This is a genomic window from Rhodococcus sp. W8901, from assembly GCF_013348805.1.
Classification (GTDB): domain Bacteria; phylum Actinomycetota; class Actinomycetes; order Mycobacteriales; family Mycobacteriaceae; genus Prescottella.
Genome location: NZ_CP054690.1, coordinates 4,784,733 through 4,803,275 on the forward strand (window position 1 = coordinate 4,784,733; position 18,543 = coordinate 4,803,275).

Sequence of the window (18,543 nt, forward strand, 5' to 3'; positions counted from 1 at the left end):
GGGGACAGCGGCGGGTGGGTCGGGACGGCCCACCCGCCGTCCCGATATCGTGGCCAGGTGAGCGAGACCGGAACCGAAACCCTGCTGGACGGCCTGCGCGATGTTCTGGTGGGGCGGCTCTCCGACATCGGACGCCGGTTCTCGACGCTGCTCACCGAGACGGTTCCCCACACGGCCCTGGTGATCTTCACGCGCGAGTGCACGGGCCGTCCCCGCAAGATTGCCGGCGACCCGAACATCGTCGATCGGGTGACGATCGCCGAATTGGATTCCCTGCGAGCCGATCTCGAACACGGTCAGATCCACCGCGGCCGCGCAACCATCGCGGGGAGCTCCCGCGACGTGTACGCGATCCTCGACCACACCGACACCCTGCTGGTCGTGGTTCCGCGCGGCCCGCTGTCCCGGACGGTGCCACTCGAGTCCGTCCGAGCCATGTTCGGGCTGGTCGCGACCGGTATCCAGTTGCAGGTGCAGGGCGCCAGCCCCGCCTACCTCGCCGAGTCCCGGGCGGCCTCCGCCGAGCGGGCCCGCACCATCGCCGAACTCACCGAGGTGCACGCGACCACGCTCGAGACGCTGCTCTCGACGCTGCGGTCCGACGACCTCGACGACACCCGCGCCCGCGCGGCGGCGCGCGAAACGGCGTCGGCGGCCCTGATCGGTCTGCGGACCTCGGTGGACACGCACCGGGAGTTCGCCGAGGAATCCGTCGTCACCGCGTTCGCCCGCCTCCGCGGTGAACTGCGCGGACTACTGCGCCACCGGAACCTCGACCTGGACCTGGTGGAGCCGCCGGTGGCCGGATGCGCCGTCCCCGGCGAGGTGGCCCACGCGGCCCGCGCCGTCGTCCGCGGCGCGGTACTCGCGTTGTCCGCGCAGGGAGACGTCGGCCGGATCCGGGTCGCCTGGACCTGCCCGGAGACCGAACTGGTGGTGGACATCCGCGACGACGGCCACGGCCTGGCCGACATCGCAGACCTGGACAGGCAACTGCGTCCCCGCGTCGAAACCCTGGGCGGGACCGTGGAGATCGAGTCGACGCCCGGCTGGGGTTCGCGGGTGGTCGCGGCACTGCCGCTGCACGCGCCGACGGCACCCACCGGGCACCATGCGCTCACCGACCTCGGCCCCCGCGAACTCGAGGTACTGGGGCACCTGGTGGCGGGACGTCGCAACCGGGTCATCGCCGATCGGCTCGGCGTCAGCGAGAGCACGGTGAAGTTCCACGTCGCGGGCGTTCTGCGCAAGCTCGACGTCGCAACCAGGGCCGAGGCCGCCGCCCTCGGTGGCGAGGCCGGTATTCGGCCGATCCCCTGACCGACCTGACCGTTCGGCCAGGTTCACCCCTCCGCTCGACCAGTCCCGGGGCCGCCCGCTCATGACTAGCCTCGTAGTGGGATGCGCACCCCACCATGTGTGCGCCCGTGTTCACGTCGACCGAATGGAGTGGAGAAACCATGCCGCAGCAGGTACGGGGCGTCATCGCCCGCTCGAAGGATGCGCCCGTCGAACTCGTGAACATCACGATTCCGGATCCCGGACCGGGTGAGGCCGTCGTCGCGATCGCGGCGTGCGGCGTGTGCCACACCGACCTCACCTACCGTGACGGCGGCATCAACGACGAGTTCCCGTTCCTCCTCGGACACGAGGCAGCGGGCATCGTCGAGGCCGTCGGCGAGGGTGTCGACACCGTCGAGGTCGGCGACTTCGTCGTACTCAACTGGCGTGCGGTGTGCGGAAAGTGCCGCGCCTGCAAGCGCGGTCGCCCGCAGTACTGTTTCGACACGCACAACGCCAAGCAGAAGATGACCCTCGAGGACGGCACCGAACTGACGCCGGCCCTGGGCATCGGTGCGTTCGCCGACAAGACCCTCGTCCATGCCGCGCAGTGCACCAAGGTCGATCCCACCGCCGATCCGGCCGTCGTCGGCCTGCTCGGCTGCGGCGTCATGGCCGGCATGGGTGCCGCCATGAACACCGGCAACGTCACCCGCGGCGACTCGGTGGCCGTGATCGGCTGCGGCGGCGTCGGCGACGCCGCGATCATGGGGTCGCGTCTGGCCGGCGCGAACAAGATCATCGCGATCGACCGTGATGCCAAGAAGCTCGAGTGGGCCGTCGAACTCGGCGCCACCCACACCGTCGACGCGTCGAAGGTCGACGACGTCGTCGAGGCGATCCAGGAACTCACCGACGGCTTCGGCACCGACGTCGTGGTCGACGCCGTCGGCCGCCCCGAGACCTGGAAGCAGGCGTTCTACGCGCGCGATCTCGCCGGCACCGTCGTCCTCGTCGGCGTGCCCACCCCGGACATGACGCTCGAGATGCCGCTGGTCGACTTCTTCTCGCGCGGCGGCTCACTCAAGTCGTCGTGGTACGGCGACTGCCTGCCCGAGCGCGACTTCCCGATGCTCGTCGACCTGTACCAGCAGGGTCGCCTGCCGCTCGAGAAGTTCGTGACCGAGCGGATCAAGCTCGAGGACGTCGAGCAGGCGTTCGAGACGATGCACCGCGGCGAGGTGCTGCGCTCGGTGGTGGTCCTGTGAGCGGCGCGTTGCGCGTCGACCGCGTCGTCACGTCGGGAACGTTCGAACTCGACGGCGGCACCTGGGATGTCGACAACAACATCTGGCTCGTCGGTGACGACGACGAGGTGGTGGTGATCGACGCCGCGCACACCGCGCAGCCGATCATCGACGCCGTCGGCGGCCGCAAGGTGGTCGGGATCGTGTGCACGCACGGTCACAACGACCACGTCACCGTCGCACCGGAGCTGGCCGAGAAGCTGGACGCCCCGATCCTGCTGAACCCGGCCGACGACGTCCTGTGGCAGATGACCCACCCGGGTGTCCGACACCAGGCGCTCGAGGACGGTCAGCGGATCGCCGTGGCGGGCACCGAAATCCAGGCCATCCACACCCCGGGCCACTCTCCCGGCTCGACGTGCCTGTACCTGCCCGAGGCCGGCGAGCTGTTCTCCGGCGACACCCTGTTCTCCGGGGGTCCGGGCGCCACCGGCCGCTCGTTCTCGGACTTCCCGACGATCATCGGGTCGATCCGCGACAAGCTGTTCGCGCTGCCCGCCGAGACCCGCGTGCACACCGGGCACGGCGACGGCACCACCCTCGGCACCGAGTCGCCGCACCTCGAGGAGTGGATCGCGCGGGGCAACTGACCGCCCCTCGCGTGACCGAATGTCACATACGTTCAGTCCAACTGAACGTATGTGACATTCTGCTATCCGGGGGGGGGAGCCGGTGTCAGCGCACCGACGCGAAAACTCCTCGGCCGCCGTCCCATTCGCCCTGCAGGACCGGCCCGCCTGGCTCGACATCGAGCGGGCGGTGGTGCACCACGACGGTGGTCCCACCCGCACTGATCACGGTGTCCGGGCCGTCCGCGGCGACGCCGACACCGGTGACGGTGGGCGTCGGGGCGCCGGTCACACCGCTGCCCGACGCGTAGGCGGTGTTGTCGATCAGCCTCGGCTCGGAGCCCTCGACCTCGACGTACTGTTCCACCTCACGGCCACCGCCGTAGATCGTCGCGAGCAACTGCTGCACGTAGACGGGGTCGGTGGTGGCGTCGTACACGTAGCGGTGCCCGAGCACCGAGTGCTCCATCTCGCCCGCCAGCCGTGCCCCCGCGAGCGGTGCCGAGCGGTAGGTCAGGGGCACCTGGTAGATCGTGCCGTCGGCGTCGCGCACCAGGTGCGTCTCGATGCCGACCTCGCCGGCGGGATCGTCGAAGCGGTACGCACCGACCGGCGTGAGCGTGGGCGCCCCGCCCGAGTAGTAGGGCGCCGCCAGCATCCAGGCTGCGATCAGTTCGGGCTTGGAGGGCGACAGCTGTGCGGCATGCAGGATGGCCATGTGGCCGATCGTAACCGCCGCCCCTGGCTGGAAGGGTCCGTTCGTGCGCGCGCAGCGTACGAACGGTCCCTTCAGCTCCCGAATCGGACGCCGTAGCGCGCCAGCCAGTCGATGCCGGGCTGCCGGATCCGGGTGATGCCCTTGTACTCGGCCATGTCGTCGGGCAGCTCGGACAGGACGGCGTGCAGCCGCTGCGCCCACTCGGGGACCAGCACGATGTCGGTGAACGGCAGCATGTGGGTGCGGACCAGGAACATGATCGCGCCCGAGGCGCCGAGGCGGATCAGGTGCTGCACCTCCACCCGCAGGTGCAGCCGCTCCCCCACCTCTGCGAGCGGACCGTCCGCGAGCGCCCGCCGGTCCCGCCCCCACTCCGGGTACGTCTCGGTGGAGGTGTCGAGCCGGCCGTCGACCGTGAGCGTCCAGTTGGTCCGCCGGAACTGCTGTCCCGTCTCGAGCCGCATCAGGAAGCTCTGCGCTCGCGTGACAACGCCCTCGGCGTGGATCCGTGGGACGGGGCCGTGGATCTGCAGGAAGCTCATGCCGACGTCGAACCGTAGCGACCAGTCCGCCGCGAACGTCACCAGGCCCGCGTCGCCCCACAGCTGCCCCTCGCGCTGGTCGAGCAGCACGACGTCCTCCTGGATCTGCCGGCCGATGAACCGCAGCGGCGGCTCCGGCAGCGTCGCCCGTTCCCCGTGCACGAACGCCTGCTCGAGGTCGATGGCGTGGTTGGTCCACCGCCAGATCCCGCCGTCACGCTCGAGCGACATCACCCTCGGATACGACGCCGCCAGCGACCGCATGATCGTGAGCATCGCGTCCCACTGCGCGATCTCCATGTGCGGCAACGCCTGGAACCGGGCGGGATCCGCCGCCAGGATGCGGTCGCGTTCGGCGAGTTCGGTCAGATAGCGCTCGTCGACGTCGACGACGTGCTCGCCCCAGCCACCCGCGGCGGTCACCGCGCGGCCGCCGGCGGGCTCGACGTTGGTGCTGTACCGGTAGGTGTCGCGGGGGAACGGGAACGGGAAGGCGGCCACCCGCGGCGGCACCCGGGAATCCATTGCGGTACTCACAGTTCCAGCTCCAATCGGGGTCCTCCGGCACCGGACACGCACGGCATCACACAGTCACCGGCAGCCTTCTCGGCGTCGGTCAGATAGAGATCGCGGTGTGCGACGGCACCCGCGGCAACCGGGACACGGCATTCGCCGCACACACCCTGACGGCACAGGCTCGGCACCGCCACCCCGCGCCGTTCCAGCGCGTCGAGCATGCTCGTCCCGGACGGAACGTCGACGTCGACGCCGGTGCGCCGCAACCGGACGGTGAACGCCGTTCCCGGATCGAGGTCGGCGAACCCGAAGTGTTCGTGATGGATTCGCTGCGGCGGCCAGCCCACGGCGCGCGCACGACGGCTCACCTCGTCGATCAGCGGCGCGGGACCGCACGTGTAGAGGTGGGTGCCGAGCGGGCGGTCGAGCAGGGCCGGCCCCAGCGCCGACCACAGCTCGTCCGCGCCCCGATAGGCCCGTAAACGTTTGCCGCACAGCCTGCCGAGATCGTCGAGGTGTGGACCGTCGCCGTCCCGGAACACATAGTGCACCTCGAACGAGCGTCCCCACCGCGCGGCCGCCCGGGCGTGCGAGAGGATCGGCGTGACCCCGATCCCGCCCGCGACCAGCACGTGATGCCGGGCGGTCGACACCGGCGCGAACGCGCTGCGCGGACGACTCACCTCGACGCTCTCGCCGAGACTCAGGGCGTGGATCCACAGCGACCCGCCGCGGCCGGCGTCGTCACGGCGAACCGAGATCGAGTAGGCGCCGGGCTCTACCCCGGACCCGGTGAGCGAGTACGAGTTCCGCCGCGGACGTCCGTCCGCCCCGGCAGGGTCGACGAGACGCACGTGCCGGACGTCGTCGGTGAGGTCGGCGAGCGAGCCGACTACGAGCATCGTCAAGGGCGTTCCTCCGCATCGCACATGTATCCGAGATAGGCGCCGTGACGGCGCGAGACGTGGTGGTAGACGACGAGCGTGGCACCGCAGGTGAGGCACGTGCAGCGCTCGCCCGGCGCCGAGTCCGTGGCGTGCACCTGATGGCAGTGCGCGCAGTACACGCGCCGCAGGTCGGTGCCGACCACGTCGGAGAGGATCTCCTGGTCCAGCGCGCCGGCGGCGGTGGCCAGCGCCCGCGCCTGCAGCACCGTCACCTCGTCGCCGACCAGGACCAGGCGCCATCCGACGCGGGCCGCCGCCAACTCGCGACCCAGGACGGCCTCGGCGCCCGCCGTCCACCCGGGCGGCATTCGCAGCCAACTGACGCGCCGTCCGGCGAAGCCCGCGACTAGCACCCGCGCCCGCGCCTCGACGTCCCACCGCGGCACGCTGGTGGTTTCCATGCAGACACTCATGTCGCGCCTAGGGTGCGAACGAGCGCAGGCCGACGTAGAACGCCAATGCGCGGTCGGGGGTGGTGAACCGGATCCGGGAGCCCGCCGGGAAGAAGATCGCATCGCGTGGCCCCGCCTCCTCCACCTGGCCGGTGTCGAGGTTCTCGAGCCGGAACCGGCCGTCGAGCACCACCTTCATCTCGTCGTAGTCGTAGACGTAGTCGAGCGGCGCGTCGGTGTGGACCAGCTCGAAGTAGCCGGCGGCCATCGCCGACCCGTCGGGGTTGGGGTAGACGTCGGCGATGTAGCCCTCGGTGCCGGGGAACTCCGTCCGGGGCATCTGCGGCAGCGACTTCCAGAAGTCCGGGGTGACCCGGAACGCGGGCGTGGTGGCGGTGTCGGACATGTCTGCTCCTCGTGGTGCGGCGACAGTAGTAGGGGGCGCCGATCGCTGGCGTGAAACGCACAGTAATGAGATGAAACCCGGAAGCGATTACATGCCGGTTAACCCTTGTAACCGAATCCTCCTTCGTCACAACAGTTCCCAGCCCGCCATCCCCGTACGCACCGCCCCGACCCGGCCGTCACGACAACCTCACTCACCCGTAACGTGGCCGTCATCGACGGCATGTTTCCTGACATGCGACACCGATTCACCTAATGAAACACTCGTCGTCGAATCCCGAGGAGTCCACATGGCGCTCGACCCCGCCGATCTGACCGTGATGCGCCTGCCGGCCACCGCGACGCCGGACGCCCCCGCACACTCCGACCTCGCCGCGCTGGCCCGGGCCACCGACACCCGCTTCATCCTCGCGGTGTTCACCAACCTCACCGGCAAGCCGTGCGCCAAGCTCGTCCCGGTCGAAGCGGCCGACGAACTCCAGTACGACGGCGTCGGATTCGCCGGCTACGCCGCCGCGGCGATGGGCCAGCAGCCACAAGACCCCGATCTGGTCGCGATCCCCGACCTCACGTCCTTCACCCCGATCCCGTTCGTCCGGCCCGGTCTCGCGCTGGTGCACTGCGACCCGCATGTCGAGGGCACACCCTGGCCGTTCGCGCCGCGGGTGATTCTGCGAAAGGTGCTCGCGCAGGCCGCCGAACTGGGCCTGGACGTCAAGATCGGCACCGAGATCGAATACTTCCTCGTCGACCGCGACGAGCACGGGGTGCTGCGCACCGCCGACGCCCTCGACACCTCCCGCCGACCCTGCTACGACGCCCGCGACGTCACCCGCATGTACGAACACCTCACCGCGATCTCGGCCGCGATGAACCAGCTGGGCTGGGGCAACTACGCCAACGACCACGAGGACGGCAACGGCCAGTTCGAACAGAACTTCCAGTACGCCGACGCCCTCACCACCGCCGACCGCGTCATGACCCTGCGCTACCTCATCTCGGTGCTTGCCGAACAGCGCGGCATGACGGCGACATTCATGCCCAAGCCGTTCGCCGACCGCACCGGCAGCGGCATGCACATGCACCTGTCGCTGTGGCGCGACGGCTCCCCGGTGTTCCCGGACGCCGCCGACCCCCGCGGCCTGGGCCTGTCGAGCACCGCGTACTCGTTCATCGGCGGTCTCCTCGACCACGCCTGCGCGCTGCAGGGCGTGCTGGCGCCGACGGTGAACTCCTACAAGCGGACCGGTGCGCTGTCCACCAGCGGCGGCGCGACGTGGTCGCCACGGCGGCCCACGTACGGCGGCAACGACCGCACCCACTACCTGCGCGTGCCCGACGGCAACCGGGTGGAGCTGCGCGGCGGCGACGGCTCCGCCAACCCGTACCTCGCGTCCGCCGCGACCGTCGCGGCCGGGCTCGACGGGATCCGCCGCGGCATCGACCCCGGCGAGCCGGGCAGTGGCATCGACCCCGGCCCGGCGGGGAGCGGCTCCGGCGCCGACGTCCTGCCGATGACGCTGCTACACGCGATGGACGCCCTCGCCGCGGACACCGTCGTGACCGGCGCGCTCGACGCGGCCGGGGCGGGTGTCGCCGACTACTTCACTGCCCTCAAGCGTGACGAGTTCTTCGACTGGCACAACACGGTGACGCCGTGGGAGGTGGACAGCTACCTGACCGCGTTCTGACCACCGCCAGCATCTGACATCCAAGGGAGACAACATATGTGCGGAATCGTCGGGCTCCATCTGCGGGAGCCCTCGCTGTACCCGAAACTCGGTGAGCTACTCACGGGGATGCTGGGCCAGATGGTGGACCGCGGGCCGGACTCGGCCGGGATGGCCATCTACGGTGACCCCACGTGGTCGCCGCCCGGGCACGCGACTGTGACCCTGCTCGACGCCGGCGTCACTGCGGAGGCGTTGGCCGCCGCGGTCGGGAGCGCGCTCGGCACCACGGTCGTCGGCATCGGCGCCGGACCGAACGCGGTGCTGCACGCGCCGGTTCCGGCCTCGGCACTGGCCGACGCGGCACTGGGTGAGGCCCCCGGCGCCATCCTCATCGGGTTCGGCGACGCCGTCGCGGTGCTCAAGGGCATGGGCGACCCCGTCGATCTCGCGCACCGGTTCGGACTGCCGCAGGCATCCGGCTGGCAGGGCGTCGCGCACACCCGGATGGCCACCGAATCCGCTGTCACCGCAGCGGGTTCGCACCCGTTCGCCGTCGGCTCCGACCAGTGCCTGGTCCACAACGGCTCGTTCTCCAATCACCTGAGCGTCAAGCGCGAGCTCGAGGCCGAGGGCGTCGCGTTCGACAGCGAGAACGACACCGAGGTCGGTGCCCGCTTCGTCGCGAAGCAACTCGCCGAGGGCGTCGACCTCGAGAAGGCACTGCGCCTGCTCGGCGAGCGCTTCGACGGCTTCTACACCCTGCTGGTGTCCACCGAGGACTCCTTCGCCGTCGTCCGCGATCCCATCGCGTGCAAGCCCGCGATCATCGCCGAGCACGACCGGTACGTCGCGATGGCGTCCGAGTACCGCGCCCTGGCCGGCCTGCCCGGCATCGCCGACGCCCGCATCTTCGAACCCGAGCCGGAAGAGGTTTACGTATGGCACCGCTGACCGCCACCCCGACCACGTACGACGTGTCGGAGATCGGCACCCGCGAACTCAACGCCGCACTGCAGTCGACCGCGGCCCCCGCGGCCGTCGCCGTCGTCGAACCCGCCGGCGCGCATGCCCTGGCATGCGGTCTGGACGCTCCGATCGACGTCCGCATCGAGGGCCACGTCGGCTACTACGCGGCCGGGATGAACCAGCAGGCGAACGTCGTCGTCGACGGGAACTCGGGCGTCGGTGTCGCCGAGAACATGATGTCCGGCACCGTCCGCGTCACCGGCGACGCGTCCCAGTCCGCGGGTGCCACCGCGCACGGCGGGCTGCTGGTGATCGAGGGCAACGCCGCCGCCCGGTGCGGCATCTCGATGAAGGGCGTCGACATCGTCGTCGGCGGCAGCATCGGCCACATGAGCGCGTTCATGGGACAGGCCGGACGCCTCGTCGTCCTCGGCGACGCCGGTGAGGCCCTGGGCGATTCGCTGTACGAGGCCCGCATCTACGTGCGCGGCACCGTCGCCTCGCTCGGCGCCGATTGCATCAAGAAGGAAATGCGCGACGAGCACCTCACCGAACTGCGAGAACTACTGGGCGCGGCCGGATTCGACGCCGACCCCACCGAATTCAGCCGGTACGGCTCGGCCCGCCGGCTCTACAACTTCCACGTCGACAACGCCTCGTCCTACTGACGCGCGCCACCCCCAGGAGGCCCGAATGACCACGCACACCCCCGGCCTGCGCGAATCCGCGACGTTCGACCGCGACGTCATCCACGAGATCCAGCGCGCCGCCGACACCGGCATCTACGACATCCGCGGTTGGGGTGCCAAGCGCAAGCTCCCCCACTTCGACGACCTGCTGTTCCTCGGCGCCTCGATGTCGCGCTATCCGCTCGAGGGCTACCGCGAACGCTGCGACACCGACGTGGTGCTCGGCGATCGGCACGCGAAGTTCCCTCTGCACCTCGACATCCCGATCACCATCGCGGGCATGAGCTTCGGCGCGCTGTCCGGGCGGGCGAAGGAGGCCCTGGGCCGTGGGGCCAGCGAGGTCGGCACCTCCACCACCACCGGCGACGGCGGCATGACGCCCGAGGAACGCGGCCAGTCCAAGAACCTGGTGTACCAGTACCTGCCGTCGCGGTACGGCATGAATCCCGACGACCTGCGCAAGGCCGACGCGATCGAGGTCGTCCTCGGGCAGGGCGCCAAGCCGGGCGGTGGCGGAATGCTGCTGGGGCAGAAGATCACCGACCGCGTCGCGGGGATGCGGACGCTGCCCGTCGGCGTCGACCAGCGCAGCGCGTGCCGGCACCCGGACTGGACCGGGCCGGACGACCTCGCCATCAAGATCATCGAACTCCGCGAGATCACCGGCTGGGAGAAGCCGATCTACGTCAAGGTCGGCGCCACCCGCACGTACTACGACGTCAAGCTCGCGGTGAAGGCCGGAGCCGACGTCATCGTCGTCGACGGCATGCAGGGCGGCACCGCCGCGACGCAGGACGTGTTCATCGAGCACGTCGGCATCCCGACGCTCGCCGCGATCCCGCAGGCCGTGCAGGCGCTGCAGGAGATGGACGTCCATCGGCGCGGGGCGAACGGAGCGACGGGGGAATCCGGCGGGGTGCAGTTGATCGTGTCGGGCGGCATCCGCTCGGGCGCCGACGTCGCGAAGGCGATGGCCCTCGGCGCGGACGCCGTCGCGATCGGCACCGCCGCGCTGATCGCGTTGGGCGACAACCATCCCCGCTTCCAGAAGCAGTACGAGGCGATCGGGTCGTCGGCGGGCTTCTACGACGACTTCCAGGCCGGCCGCGACCCTGCCGGGATCACCACGCAGGATCCCGAGCTACAGCAGAACTTCGACCCCGTCGAGGGCGGACGCCGGCTCGCGAACTACCTGCGAGTGCTCACGATGGAGGCGCAGACCCTCGCCCGCGCGTGCGGGAAGTCGCACCTGCGCAACCTCGAACCGCAGGACCTCGTCGCACTCACCATCGAGGCGTCGGCGATGGCCCGCGTGCCGCTGGCCGGGACGAGCTGGATTCCCGGTCAGCTCTGACGTCGCACACCTTTTCCCGGCGTCGCATAGGTATTCAGTACTGAAAAGGTGTGCGATGCCGACAGAACCTTTGCGGTGCCGGCACCCTCCACAACGCTCACCGCCCGACCACCGCGCCCCGTCCACCGACAGTGGACGGGGCGCTACTGTGAGGCAATGAGCCCGTCCCAGCGCCCCGTGCACCGCGACACCACCGAGCGCGAGGTGCCGGCCGACACTCCCACCGGCGTCGACCTCGAACGCGTCATCGCGGCGCAGGTCCGCAAGCTGCGCCTGGCGAGCGGGCTGTCGGTGGGCGACATGGCCGCGCGGGTCGGCATCTCGAAGGCGATGCTGTCGAAGATCGAGAACGCGCAGACCTCCTGCAGTCTCTCGACCCTCGCACGTCTGGCCGCGGGACTGGATGTGCCGGTGACGTCCTTGTTCCGCGGCGCCGACACCACGCGGGACGCGGTGTTCGTCGAGTCCGGCAACGGCGCGGTGATCGTCGGCCGCGGCACGCGGGTCGGGCATCATTACGAACTGCTCGGCGCCCTGCGCGGGCAGCACAAGCGCCTCGAACCGGTGCTCGTCACGCTCACCAACGCCAGCGAGGTGTTCCCGCTCTTCCAGCACCCCGGCACCGAACTGATCTACATGCTCGAGGGCGAGATGGTCTACGGGCACGGCGAGAGCGAGTACCGACTGCGTCCGGGTGACTCGCTGCTGCTCGACGGCGAGGGCCTGCACGGCCCGAACGAACTGGCGCAGTTGCCGATCCGCTTCCTGGCCGTCACCGCGTACCCGGACAATCACCAGGAGTGACGGGTAGCGTCGCCCCATGGCGATAGCGCGAATGGGTTCGATCACTCTGGACTGTTCCGACCCTCCGACTCTGGCTGCCTTCTGGCGAGACCTACTCGGCGGAGAGATCTCCCGCTCGGGCGAGAGATACGTCAGCGTCCGGTTCGCAGGCGGCCTGCTCACCGCCATGCGCGTGCCGGGTTACCGGCCGCCCACCTGGCCGGGCGGCGAACTTCCCAAGCAGATTCACCTCGACGTGGTCGTCGACGATCTGGATGCCGCAGTAGTCGAGTCCGTGAAACTCGGCGCACGGCTCGCGCCCGAGCAGTACGCACCCGCGGTGAGCCGTGTCCTGATCGACCCGGCCGGACATCCGTTCTGCGTCTGTCTGCCCGTGGGCCCGTTGAGCGAGTGATCACAGCACGAACTTTCAATTGAGTTGAAATTTCGATGAAGGTAAGCCTATGCTCACCGACGCATCGTCGACGCGTCGGAAGGCTCCTCCATGAGATTCGCTCGATCCGGGACCGCACGCCGGTCCGGACTGTTGTCCGGCCTGGTGGCCGCGGCCCTCGTCCTGGCGGGCTGCAGTTCGAGCGAGTCGCCGGCCGAGTCCGGCAGCACCGACTTCGAGACCGTCACGATCGAACACGCCCTCGGCAAGGCTGTCATCACCGAGCAGCCCGAGCGCATCGTCGCCCTCGGCATGGGCTCGGCCGAGACCGCCATCGCGCTCGGCACCGTGCCGGTCGGCGTCGAGGAATACAAGTGGGGCAGCGACGAGACCGGCTACCTGCCGTGGATCCGCGAGGCGGTCACCGAGCGTGGCGCGGAGCTTCCCGTACAGCTGACCGGCGGCAGCGAGATCGACATCGAGGCGGTCGCCACGCTCGATCCGGACCTCATCCTCGCGCCGTGGTCGGGCATCACGCAGCAGCAGTACGACTCACTCAGCACCCTCGCCCCCACCGTCGCCTACGCCGAGAAGGCGTGGACGATCACGTGGGAGGACCAGATGAAGATGATCGGCAAGGCCATGGGCAAGTCAGCCGAGGCCGAACAGGAGATCGCGAAGATCAAGTCCCAGTTCGCCGACAGCATTGCCGCGCACCCCGAGTACGCCGACGTCTCGTTCTCGTTCATCTACAACACCGGCCCCGGCACGCTGGGCGTGTTCTTCCCGAACGAGCAGCGGGTCGCGATGGTGCGCGGCCTCGGCCTGCAGGTCGATCCGATCGTGAACACCCTGCCGGAGACCGACGGCACCGACTCGTCGGTGATCGGGCTCGAGAACGCGCACCTGCTGAAGGACTCGGACCTGCTGTTCACGTTCTACTCGGACCCGGCGAACCGCGCCGAGACCGAGGCACAGCCGGTGTACGCCCAGATTCCGGCCGTCGCGCGCGGGTCCGTCGTGGCCCCGACGAACCAACCGTTCGTCACCGGCTCGTCGATGATCAATCCGCTGACTGTGCCGTGGTCGCTCGAACGCTACGTGCCGATGATCGACGAGGCGGTCGCCAAGCTCGACCAGCCCGCCGCCCAGGCCAACTAGTCAGGCCGTTCCGGCATTCTCGCCACCGGATGCTCCGCCGTCGCGTGCTCCCCCATCGCGTTCGGCCTTGAAGCGGTTCCACTCGCTGCGGAGCATCCGGTTGTCGATGATCCACCCCATGTAGTCCCGCATGTTCAGCACCCGGATGTGCGCCGGCCCCTTCGGGTCGGTGTGCGCAAGCGCCTCGGTCGCGAGGCGGCGCTGGTTCTCCAGGTACGCGTGCTCGTTCTCGAGGAATCCGCCCCACACGTCCGAATCCATTGCGTAGTAATGGGTTCGGTCTCGCGGCTTGCGGATCACTTTGACGAACCCGCGGTCGATCAACCGCCGGACGTACGTCGAGACAGAACCGCGACTGGCACCGAGTTCGGTGGCCAGCTCCTCGGCGGTCACCCCGGGCGACTCGTCGATGAGCAGGTACCCGGCGATGCGGCCCTCGATCCGTGACGCTCCGGCCGACTGCCAGTAGTCGGCGAAACTCCCGACGAACCAGTGCGAGAAGTCCTCTCCCTCCGCGGGACCTCCGCGTCCGGTGTTCCTGCCCTCGCTCATGCCGCCTCGAAATCCCGATTCATCGAAGTACCTTGCCGTCGAACATTATGCCGACGTCCGGGCCGAGACTCACGACACGGCAGGGCGACCGCTGCCCGCCTCGGAGAGGACGGGCAGCGGTCGCCCTGATCGTGCGATGCGCCGCTACGTGCGCTGTTCGGTGTTCGCAGCGCGTGTCACGAGCGCCTCGGCCGCATCCGCGACGGCCGCCGGATCCACCGGACCCGACCCGGACACCGTCACCGACACCGTCTCGGTCACGTACGCGGTCTCGCCGTGCTCGGTGACGTCGAGACCCTCGTGCTCGTCCTCGGGCCGCACCCGCAGGCCCAGCGTGAGGTCGATGCCCTTCGCGATGATCCACGTCACCGCGAACGAGTAGGCCAGCACCACACCCACTGCCAGCACCTGCTTGCCCAGCAGTGCGAAGCCACCTCCGTAGAACAGTCCGGCGACGCCGTTCGGGGCGTCCTCGGTGGCGAGCAGACCGATCAGCAGCGTGCCGAGGATGCCGCCGACGAGGTGGATGCCGACCACGTCGAGGGCGTCGTCGTAGCCCAGGCGGAACTTCAGCGACACCGCGAAGCAGCACAACGCGCCGGCGGCCGCGCCGATCAGCAGGGCACCGATCGGCGACACCGCACCACAGGCCGGGGTGATCGCGACCAGCGCCGCGATGAGACCCGACGCCGCACCGAGCGAGGTCGGCCGGCCCTCACGCAGACGCTCGACGAGCAGCCAGCCACAGATCCCGGCGCACGCCGCGGACACCGTGTTGAGGACGACGACGGACGCCGCATTGTCGGCCGCGAGCGCGGAGCCGCCGTTGAAGCCGAACCAACCGAACAGCAGGATGCCCGCGCCGAGCAGGGTCAGCGGAAGGTTGTGCGGGCGTGGCATGTTCGGGAATGCGTACCGCTTGCCCAGCACCAGCACCATCGCCAGCGCCGCGATGCCGGCGTTGATGTGGACCGCCGTGCCGCCCGCGAAGTCGATCGCCCCCAGCTTGTTCGCGATCCAGCCACCGATGACGCTGCCGTCGTCGGAGTCGAACGCGAACACCCAGTGCGCCACCGGGAAGTACACGAGGCTGACCCACAATCCGGCGAACAGCATCCAGGAACCGAACTTGATCCGGTCGGCGAGTGCGCCGGAGATCAACGCGACCGTGATGGCCGCGAACAGCATCTGGAATCCCGCCACCAGGGCCGGCGGCAGAGCGGGCTCCGCGGCCGGTTCGAGCAACTGCCCCAGCCCGACGAACTCGAGCGGATCGCCGAGAATGCCCAAGCCGCCCAAGGAGTTACCGAGGACGGCCGAGTAGCCGAAGAGCACCCACAGCACACCGACGACGGCGAACGAGCCGAACGTCATCATCATCATGTTGAGCGAGTTGCGAATGCTCACCATGCCGCCGTAGAACAGCGCGAGCCCGGGGATCATCAACGCAACAGCAGTGAAGGCTGCCAGTAACCATGCGGTATCGGCCGCCGCGAGAGCCTGCTCCATATCTGCCCACCTTGTGTCGGCCCGTTTTACACGGGGAATCGAGGTCATCCGAGAGTGAACGGCGGCTGTAAGGGCTGCGAGTAGCTCCGGTGAACAGTGCGTAACAGGGTTCGCACAGCAAATCCGGGGTTGCGTCTGTTTCATTTCATGCAACACTGTCCATCACCAAGAAACACCGGTGACCGGAGGTCGAGATGACAGACAGCACGACGGAGCACGCACGAATCGTGATCGTGGGCGGCGGACTCGAGGGACTGGCCATCGCGTGGTCCCTGGCCGAACGCGGCGAGACCGACGTCATCGTCCTCGAACGCGACACGCTGTGCTCGGGCATGACGGGCAAGTCCAGCGGAATCGTCCGGTGCCACTACGGAGTTCCGTCACTCGCCGCGATGGCGTGGCACGGCGTCGACGTGTTCTCCCGCGCCGAGGACATCTTCGGAACCGACATCGGCTTCCGGCAGACCGGATACGTCGTCGGCGTCGACGCGGCCAACCTGACGCCACTGCACGCCAACGTCGAGATGCACCGCGGCCTCGGCGTCCCGGTGGAACTGATCGACGCCGACGCCGTCGGCACGATGTGGCCGGGACTCCACCTCGACGACTTCGCCGGGTTCGCCTACGAACCGCTCGGCGGGCACGGCGACGCGTACATGACGGGCATGGCGTACGGCGCCCGCGCCCGCGCACTGGGCGTCCGAATCCGGCAGTCCACCAGCGTTGTTCGACTGATCCAGGACGAGACCGAGCGCGTGGTGGGCGTCGCGTGCGGCGACGGCTCCGAGATCCTCTGCGACACCGTCGTACTGGCGACCGGGGTGTGGAGTCCCGCACTGGCGGCGACCGCCGGCGTGCATGTGCCGATCCGCGCGCAGCGCGAGCAACTGGTCCTGGTGGACCAGGGCGAACCCACCCCCGATGTACCGACGTTCTCGGATCTGGTCAATCTGCAATACATTCGACGCGAGCCGAACGGGCACCTGCTGGTCGGCAACAGCGACCACTCCGCACCGGAGTTCGCCGATCCGGACAACTACCTCAACCGCGCCACCGACGGGTTCGTCGAGACCGCGATCGGCAAACTCGACCGGATCCTGCCCCACATGCCCGACGCGCGGCTCGCGTCGTCGTACGCGGGTTGCTACGACATCACGCCCGACTACAACCCGATCATCGGCCCCTCCCCCGCCGAGGGCCTGTTCCTCGCGGTGGGCTTCAGCGGCCACGGCTTCAAGATCTCCCCGGCCGTGGGACGCCTGGCCGCGGACCTGCTACTCGACGGCATCAGCAGCGACCCCGCCGTCGACGGGAACGACTTCCGCTACAGCCGTTTCGACGAGGGCAAACCCCTCGCCAGCCTGCACCCGTACGCCGGCGCGGGCGAGATGCGCTGAGCCCGAGAAGACCCCCGAAACGCCGAATGTCACATGCGTTCAGTCGAACTGAACGCATGTGACATTCGGTCACACGGGGAGGGTCAGGCCAGGATGTCGCGGCGGACGATGGTCTCGTCACGGCCCGGGCCCACGCCGATGCACGACATGAACGCGCCCGAGAGCTCCTCGAGCCGCAGCACGTAGTTCTGTGCCGCGACCGGCAGCTCCTCGAAGGTGCGGGCGCCGGAGATGTCCTCGGACCAGCCCGGCATCTCCTCGTAGATCGGCTTCGCGTGGTGGATGTCGGTCTGCGTCATCGGCATCTCGTCGACACGCACACCGTCCACGTCGTACGCGACGCAGATCGGGATGGTCTCCAGGCTCGACAGCACGTCGAGCTTGGTGAGGAAGTAGTCGGTGATGCCGTTGACGCGGGTCGCGTAGCGGGCGATCACGGCGTCGAACCAGCCGGTGCGGCGCGCGCGACCGGTGGTGACACCCACCTCGCCGCCCTTGACCGCGAGGTACTCACCGGACTCGTCGAACAGCTCGGTCGGGAACGGACCCGAGCCGACGCGCGTCGTGTACGCCTTGAGGATGCCGAGCACCGTCTCGATCTTGGTGGGGCCGATGCCCGAACCGACCGACGCGCCACCGGACGTCGGGTTCGACGACGTCACATACGGGTAGGTGCCGTGGTCCACGTCGAGCAGCGTGCCCTGCGAACCCTCGAGCAGCACGGTCTCGCCGCGCTCGAGTGCCAGGTTGAGCTGCAGACGGGTGTCGGCGATCCGGTGCTTGAAGCCGGCGGCCTGCGTCAGGACCTCGTCGACCACCTGCTGCGGGTCGAGGGCCTTGCGGTTGTAGATCTTGACGAGCACCTGGTTCTTGAATTCCAGGGCGGCCTCGACCTTCTGGGTGAGGATCTTCTCGTCCAGGACGTCGGCGACGCGGACACCGACACGCGCGATCTTGTCCTGGTAGCAGGGGCCGATTCCGCGGCCCGTGGTACCGATCTTCTTGGCGCCCAGGAAGCGTTCGGTGACCTTGTCGATGGCCACGTGGTACGGCATGATCAGGTGCGCATCGGCGCTGATCAGCAGCCCGCTGGTGTCGACGCCACGCTCCTCGAGCCCGGCGAGTTCCTCGAGCAGCACGCCCGGGTCCACCACCACGCCGTTGCCGATCACATTCGTGACGCCCGGCGTGAGGATGCCCGACGGAATCAGATGGAGTGCGAACTTGTCACCGTTCGGCAGGACCACGGTGTGTCCCGCGTTGTTGCCGCCCTGGTACCGCACGACCCACTGCAGGCTTCCGCCCAGTAGATCGGTAGCTTTGCCCTTACCTTCGTCGCCCCACTGGGCACCGATGAGGACGATTGCCGGCATTTCCCTGTCTCCTAC

At 69.1% G+C, this 18,543-nt stretch carries 19 protein-coding genes; 11 read left to right on the forward strand and 8 right to left on the reverse strand.

Annotated features, from left to right (window positions below):
• Nucleotides 1-57 precede the first annotated feature (57 nt).
• The 3 genes from HUN07_RS22435 to HUN07_RS22445 all read left to right on the forward strand — a co-directional run bounded on the left by HUN07_RS22435 (nucleotide 58) and on the right by HUN07_RS22445 (nucleotide 3,178).
• The gene (locus HUN07_RS22435) at nucleotides 58-1,320 is read left to right on the forward strand and encodes a helix-turn-helix transcriptional regulator (RefSeq protein WP_174912933.1); all 1,263 of its coding nucleotides are present in this window, start codon (nucleotides 58-60) and stop codon (nucleotides 1,318-1,320) included.
• A 140-nt stretch (nucleotides 1,321-1,460) separates the two neighbouring features.
• Nucleotides 1,461-2,549: an S-(hydroxymethyl)mycothiol dehydrogenase gene (locus HUN07_RS22440; RefSeq protein ID WP_174912934.1), complete on the forward strand. Its 1,089-nt coding sequence runs from the start codon at nucleotides 1,461-1,463 to the stop codon at nucleotides 2,547-2,549.
• Nucleotides 2,546-3,178, forward strand: a complete 633-nt coding sequence (locus tag HUN07_RS22445) for an MBL fold metallo-hydrolase (RefSeq protein WP_114721664.1) — start codon at nucleotides 2,546-2,548, stop codon at nucleotides 3,176-3,178. Before HUN07_RS22440 ends, HUN07_RS22445 begins: the two co-directional genes overlap by 4 nt.
• Nucleotides 3,179-3,263: 85 nt before the next feature.
• Here HUN07_RS22445 and HUN07_RS22450 read toward each other — a convergent pair whose 3' ends face one another.
• From HUN07_RS22450 to HUN07_RS22470, 5 genes are all read right to left on the reverse strand, one after another.
• Nucleotides 3,264-3,875 (reverse strand): CG0192-related protein, encoded by a 612-nt coding sequence (locus HUN07_RS22450; protein WP_174912936.1) that lies wholly within the window; start codon nucleotides 3,873-3,875, stop codon nucleotides 3,264-3,266.
• Between the two features lie 71 nt (nucleotides 3,876-3,946).
• A complete protein-coding gene (locus tag HUN07_RS22455) occupies nucleotides 3,947-4,942 on the reverse strand; it encodes a heme-dependent oxidative N-demethylase family protein (RefSeq protein ID WP_174914960.1) in 996 nt (331 codons plus the stop codon).
• An 8-nt stretch (nucleotides 4,943-4,950) separates the two neighbouring features.
• On the reverse strand, nucleotides 4,951-5,835 hold the full coding sequence (locus HUN07_RS22460; protein ID WP_174914962.1) for a PDR/VanB family oxidoreductase: 885 nt from the start codon (nucleotides 5,833-5,835) through the stop codon (nucleotides 4,951-4,953).
• Between the two features lie 2 nt (nucleotides 5,836-5,837).
• Nucleotides 5,838-6,281 carry a dimethylamine monooxygenase subunit DmmA family protein gene (locus HUN07_RS22465; protein ID WP_174912938.1) on the reverse strand — a complete coding sequence of 148 codons (444 nt, stop codon included), beginning with the start codon at nucleotides 6,279-6,281 and terminating at the stop codon, nucleotides 5,838-5,840.
• 19 nt (nucleotides 6,282-6,300) lie between these two features.
• Complete coding sequence (locus HUN07_RS22470) at nucleotides 6,301-6,678, reverse strand: cupin domain-containing protein (RefSeq protein WP_174912940.1); 378 nt, start codon at nucleotides 6,676-6,678, stop codon at nucleotides 6,301-6,303.
• A gap of 289 nt (nucleotides 6,679-6,967) precedes the next feature.
• Between HUN07_RS22470 and glnT the strand changes: the two genes are divergently transcribed.
• The 7 genes from glnT (at nucleotide 6,968) to HUN07_RS22505 (ending at nucleotide 13,697) form a co-directional block, all read left to right on the forward strand.
• Nucleotides 6,968-8,368, forward strand: coding sequence for a type III glutamate--ammonia ligase (gene glnT, locus HUN07_RS22475; protein ID WP_174912941.1), 1,401 nt, complete (start codon nucleotides 6,968-6,970; stop codon nucleotides 8,366-8,368).
• A gap of 36 nt (nucleotides 8,369-8,404) precedes the next feature.
• Nucleotides 8,405-9,301, forward strand: a complete 897-nt coding sequence (locus HUN07_RS22480) for a class II glutamine amidotransferase (protein WP_174912942.1) — start codon at nucleotides 8,405-8,407, stop codon at nucleotides 9,299-9,301.
• Nucleotides 9,289-9,984, forward strand: coding sequence for a protein glxC (locus tag HUN07_RS22485; protein WP_174912945.1), 696 nt, complete (start codon nucleotides 9,289-9,291; stop codon nucleotides 9,982-9,984). The genes HUN07_RS22480 and HUN07_RS22485 overlap by 13 nt, the downstream gene beginning before the upstream one ends.
• Before the next feature lie 25 nt (nucleotides 9,985-10,009).
• A complete protein-coding gene (locus HUN07_RS22490) occupies nucleotides 10,010-11,359 on the forward strand; it encodes an FMN-binding glutamate synthase family protein (RefSeq protein WP_174912948.1) in 1,350 nt (449 codons plus the stop codon).
• A 156-nt stretch (nucleotides 11,360-11,515) separates the two neighbouring features.
• Nucleotides 11,516-12,163, forward strand: a complete 648-nt coding sequence (locus HUN07_RS22495) for a helix-turn-helix domain-containing protein (protein ID WP_114721646.1) — start codon at nucleotides 11,516-11,518, stop codon at nucleotides 12,161-12,163.
• Between the two features lie 16 nt (nucleotides 12,164-12,179).
• Nucleotides 12,180-12,557, forward strand: coding sequence for a VOC family protein (locus tag HUN07_RS22500; RefSeq protein WP_114721644.1), 378 nt, complete (start codon nucleotides 12,180-12,182; stop codon nucleotides 12,555-12,557).
• Nucleotides 12,558-12,647: 90 nt separating this feature from the next.
• Nucleotides 12,648-13,697: an iron-siderophore ABC transporter substrate-binding protein gene (locus tag HUN07_RS22505; RefSeq protein WP_174912950.1), complete on the forward strand. Its 1,050-nt coding sequence runs from the start codon at nucleotides 12,648-12,650 to the stop codon at nucleotides 13,695-13,697.
• Here the strand turns inward: HUN07_RS22505 and HUN07_RS22510 are convergent, their stop codons facing one another.
• The gene (locus tag HUN07_RS22510; protein ID WP_174912953.1) at nucleotides 13,698-14,249 is read right to left on the reverse strand and encodes a GbsR/MarR family transcriptional regulator; all 552 of its coding nucleotides are present in this window, start codon (nucleotides 14,247-14,249) and stop codon (nucleotides 13,698-13,700) included. It abuts the gene before it with no gap.
• 144 nt (nucleotides 14,250-14,393) lie between these two features.
• Nucleotides 14,394-15,758 carry an ammonium transporter gene (locus HUN07_RS22515; protein WP_174912956.1) on the reverse strand — a complete coding sequence of 455 codons (1,365 nt, stop codon included), beginning with the start codon at nucleotides 15,756-15,758 and terminating at the stop codon, nucleotides 14,394-14,396.
• A gap of 194 nt (nucleotides 15,759-15,952) precedes the next feature.
• Between HUN07_RS22515 and HUN07_RS22520 the strand changes: the two genes are divergently transcribed.
• Nucleotides 15,953-17,155 (forward strand): NAD(P)/FAD-dependent oxidoreductase, encoded by a 1,203-nt coding sequence (locus tag HUN07_RS22520; RefSeq protein ID WP_174912959.1) that lies wholly within the window; start codon nucleotides 15,953-15,955, stop codon nucleotides 17,153-17,155.
• Between the two features lie 83 nt (nucleotides 17,156-17,238).
• Here the strand turns inward: HUN07_RS22520 and HUN07_RS22525 are convergent, their stop codons facing one another.
• On the reverse strand, nucleotides 17,239-18,528 hold the full coding sequence (locus HUN07_RS22525) for an adenylosuccinate synthase (protein WP_174912962.1): 1,290 nt from the start codon (nucleotides 18,526-18,528) through the stop codon (nucleotides 17,239-17,241).
• Between the last annotated feature and the right edge of the window lie 15 nt (nucleotides 18,529-18,543).

Bases quoted from the DNA above. Each gene is read 5' to 3' on its own strand.
- HUN07_RS22440 (WP_174912934.1), top strand. From the start codon at position 1,461: ATGCCGCAGCAGGTACGGGGCGTCATCGCCCGCTCGAAGGATGCGCCC.
- HUN07_RS22450 (WP_174912936.1), bottom strand. From the start codon at position 3,875: ATGGCCATCCTGCATGCCGCACAGCTGTCGCCCTCCAAGCCCGAACTG.
- HUN07_RS22455 (WP_174914960.1), bottom strand. From the start codon at position 4,942: ATGGATTCCCGGGTGCCGCCGCGGGTGGCCGCCTTCCCGTTCCCGTTC.
- HUN07_RS22460 (WP_174914962.1), bottom strand. From the start codon at position 5,835: ATGCTCGTAGTCGGCTCGCTCGCCGACCTCACCGACGACGTCCGGCAC.
- HUN07_RS22465 (WP_174912938.1), bottom strand. From the start codon at position 6,281: ATGGAAACCACCAGCGTGCCGCGGTGGGACGTCGAGGCGCGGGCGCGG.
- HUN07_RS22470 (WP_174912940.1), bottom strand. From the start codon at position 6,678: ATGTCCGACACCGCCACCACGCCCGCGTTCCGGGTCACCCCGGACTTC.
- glnT (WP_174912941.1), top strand. From the start codon at position 6,968: ATGGCGCTCGACCCCGCCGATCTGACCGTGATGCGCCTGCCGGCCACC.
- HUN07_RS22480 (WP_174912942.1), top strand. From the start codon at position 8,405: ATGTGCGGAATCGTCGGGCTCCATCTGCGGGAGCCCTCGCTGTACCCG.
- HUN07_RS22485 (WP_174912945.1), top strand. From the start codon at position 9,289: ATGGCACCGCTGACCGCCACCCCGACCACGTACGACGTGTCGGAGATC.
- HUN07_RS22490 (WP_174912948.1), top strand. From the start codon at position 10,010: ATGACCACGCACACCCCCGGCCTGCGCGAATCCGCGACGTTCGACCGC.
- HUN07_RS22495 (WP_114721646.1), top strand. From the start codon at position 11,516: ATGAGCCCGTCCCAGCGCCCCGTGCACCGCGACACCACCGAGCGCGAG.
- HUN07_RS22500 (WP_114721644.1), top strand. From the start codon at position 12,180: ATGGCGATAGCGCGAATGGGTTCGATCACTCTGGACTGTTCCGACCCT.
- HUN07_RS22505 (WP_174912950.1), top strand. From the start codon at position 12,648: ATGAGATTCGCTCGATCCGGGACCGCACGCCGGTCCGGACTGTTGTCC.
- HUN07_RS22510 (WP_174912953.1), bottom strand. From the start codon at position 14,249: ATGAGCGAGGGCAGGAACACCGGACGCGGAGGTCCCGCGGAGGGAGAG.
- HUN07_RS22515 (WP_174912956.1), bottom strand. From the start codon at position 15,758: ATGGAGCAGGCTCTCGCGGCGGCCGATACCGCATGGTTACTGGCAGCC.
- HUN07_RS22520 (WP_174912959.1), top strand. From the start codon at position 15,953: ATGACAGACAGCACGACGGAGCACGCACGAATCGTGATCGTGGGCGGC.
- HUN07_RS22525 (WP_174912962.1), bottom strand. From the start codon at position 18,528: ATGCCGGCAATCGTCCTCATCGGTGCCCAGTGGGGCGACGAAGGTAAG.